The organism is Hohaiivirga grylli, assembly GCF_039655745.1.
Lineage (GTDB): Bacteria > Pseudomonadota > Alphaproteobacteria > Rhizobiales > Beijerinckiaceae > Hohaiivirga > Hohaiivirga grylli.
This window is the reverse complement of the sequence record NZ_JBBYXI010000014.1, coordinates 2,501-5,619: the sequence shown is the minus strand read 5'-3', so window position 1 is coordinate 5,619 and position 3,119 is coordinate 2,501. Positions and strand designations below refer to the sequence as shown.

The window sequence follows — 3,119 nt, the reverse complement described above, 5'->3', positions numbered from 1 at the left end:
TAGCTTACGCCGCGCATGTTTGTAATTCATGTAAAGAGGGATTGTTCTTTGCAGGCCCGGCAATGACTTACTCTCCCGGGTCTTAAGACACAGTACCATCAGCGCTAAGGAATTTAACGGCCGAGTTCGAGATGGGATCGGGTTTGGGCTCCTCGCTAAAATCACCGAGCCGGCAAAGAACAATGTAAGCATTAAGATTTTTTTTGGATCAAAACTTCTTTATGGGAAGCCTGATGTTTTCATGGTCGGACATGGACCATAAGAGCAATCAAGCCGATCGAACAATTAGTACTGGTAAGCTCAATGCGTCGCCGCACTTACACACCCAGCCTATCAACGTGGTCGTCTTCCACGGTTCTCAAGGGAGTTCTTGTTTTGAGGTGGGTTTCCCGCTTAGATGCCTTCAGCGGTTATCCCGTCCGTATATAGCTACGCTGCACTGCGGCTGGCGCCACAACAGCTCCACCAGAGATACGTCCACCCCGGTCCTCTCGTACTAAGGGCAGATCCTCTCAAAACTCCAGCACCCACGGCAGATAGGGACCGAACTGTCTCACGACGTTCTGAACCCAGCTCACGTACCACTTTAATCGGCGAACAGCCGAACCCTTGGGACCTTCTCCAGCCCCAGGATGTGATGAGCCGACATCGAGGTGCCAAACCTCCCCGTCGATATGGACTCTTGGGGGAGATCAGCCTGTTATCCCCGGCGTACCTTTTATCCGTTGAGCGATGGCCCACCCACGCGGGACCACCGGATCACTATGGCCGTCTTTCGACTCTGCTCGACTTGTCAGTCTCGCAGTCAGGCGGGCTTATGCCATTGCACTCAACGAGCGATTTCCGACCGCTCTGAGCCCACCTTCGCGCGCCTCCGTTACTCTTTAGGAGGCGACCGCCCCAGTCAAACTGCCTGCCATACACGGTCCCGGATCCGGATAACGGACCGCGGTTAGACATCTATATTACTAAGGGTGGTATTTCAAGGATGACTCCATCCGAGCTGGCGCCCGAACTTCAAAGTCTACCACCTATCCTACACATAGGAACACAAATGCCAGTGTAAAGCTACAGTAAAGGTGCACGGGGTCTTTCCGTCTGACCGCAGGAACCCCGCATCTTCACGGGGAATTCAATTTCACTGAGTCTATGTTGGAGACAGCGGGGAGATCGTTACGCCATTCGTGCAGGTCGGAACTTACCCGACAAGGAATTTCGCTACCTTAGGACCGTTATAGTTACGGCCGCCGTTTACCGGGGCTTCAATTCGGAGCTTGCACCCCTCCTCTTAACCTTCCGGCACCGGGCAGGCGTCAGACCCTATACGTCATCTTACGATTTCGCAGAGCCCTGTGTTTTAGTTAAACAGTCGCCACCCCCTGGTCTGTGCCCCTGCAGCCCGGTTGCCCGAGTGCAGGCCTCCTTATCCCGAAGTTACGGAGGTAAATTGCCGAGTTCCTTCAACATAGTTCTCTCAAGCGCCTTGGTATACTCTACCTGTCCACCTGTGTCGGTTTAGGGTACGGACTAATGTGGGAGCTATTTCCTGGGACACGTTAGCTGCACAATCAATCCAATAAGATTGCACAACGGGCGGCATCCGTCACTACCCACTGGTTTACGAATATTTACGCAATTCCCATCGACTACGCCTTTCGGCCTCGCCTTAGGGACCGACTAACCCTGCGCAGATTAACTTTACGCAGGAACCCTTGGACTTTCGGCGACAGTGTCTTTCACACTGTTTATCGTTACTCATGTCAGCATTCGCACTTCTGATACCTCCAGAGGCCCTCACGGGTCCTCCTTCACAGACTTACAGAACGCTCCGCTACCGCGCATCATAAGATGCACCCTAAGCTTCGGCTCGTGGCTTGAGCCCCGTTACATTTTCGGCGCAGAAACCCTTATTTAGACCAGTGAGCTGTTACGCTTTCTTTAAAGGATGGCTGCTTCTAAGCCAACCTCCTGGTTGTTTTGGGATTTCCACATCCTTTCCCACTTAGCCACGAATTGGGGGCCTTAGCTGTAGGTCAGGGTTGTTTCCCTCTCCACGATGGACGTTAGCACCCACCGTGTGTCTCCCGCGCAGTCCTTCTAGGTATTCGGAGTTTGATTAGGTTTGGTACCGCGGTGAGCAGCCCTAGCCCATTCAGTGCTCTACCCCCTAGAGGATTCACGCGAGGCGCTACCTAAATAGCTTTCGCGGAGAACCAGCTATTTCCAAGTTTGATTGGCCTTTCACCCCTAACCACAAGTCATCCGAGAATTTTTCAACATTCACCGGTTCGGTCCTCCAGTGCATGTTACTGCACCTTCAACCTGCTCATGGCTAGATCACCTGGTTTCGGGTCTAAAGCAACGAACTAAACGCCCTATTAAGACTCGCTTTCGCTGCGCCTACACCTATCGGCTTAAGCTTGCTCGTTACTTTAAGTCGCTGACCCATTATACAAAAGGTACGCCGTCACCCTTGCGGGCTCCGACTGTTTGTAAGCATTCAATTTCAGGAACTATTTCACTCCCCTCGTCGGGGTGCTTTTCACCTTTCCCTCACGGTACTTGTTCGCTATCGGTCGCTGAGGAGTACTTAGGCTTGGAAGGTGGTCCTCCCATGTTCAGACAGGATTTCACGTGTCCCGCCCTACTCGAATCTCCTTCAACACATTACCTGTACAGGGCTATCACCTATTATTGCTCGCCATTCAAACGATTCCAGTTAGAGTTGAAGAAGCATTGGCCTGATCCGCGTTCGCTCGCCACTACTAGCGGAGTCTCTATTGATGTCCTTTCCTCTGGGTACTTAGATGTTTCAGTTCCCCAGGTTCGCCTTAAATCCCTATTTTATTCAGGATTTAATACCTTCTTTTGACAATTTGTAGTCCAACATCACAAAAACCGAAGTCCCCATGACGTCAGAATACAAATTGTCGAAGGTGGGTTTTCCCATTCGGAAATCTCCGGATCAAAGTTTGTTCGCAACTCCCCGAAGCTTATCGCAGCGTACCACGTCCTTCATCGCCTCTCAGCGCCAAGGCATCCGTTGAATGCTCTTAAGACACTTGATTACTCTCATGATCAATGTCCGCTCTCGGCAGAAAACGGACTGATCTTGAAAA

General features: G+C 51.6%; 2 rRNA genes. Both read right to left on the bottom strand.

Annotated features, from left to right (window positions below):
* Positions 1-54: 54 nt before the first annotated feature.
* Positions 55-169: ribosomal RNA gene (rrf, locus tag WJT86_RS12185) — 5S ribosomal RNA — on the bottom strand.
* A 95-nt stretch (positions 170-264) separates the two neighbouring features.
* A 23S ribosomal RNA gene (locus tag WJT86_RS12180) occupies positions 265-3,068 on the bottom strand.
* Positions 3,069-3,119 lie beyond the last annotated feature (51 nt).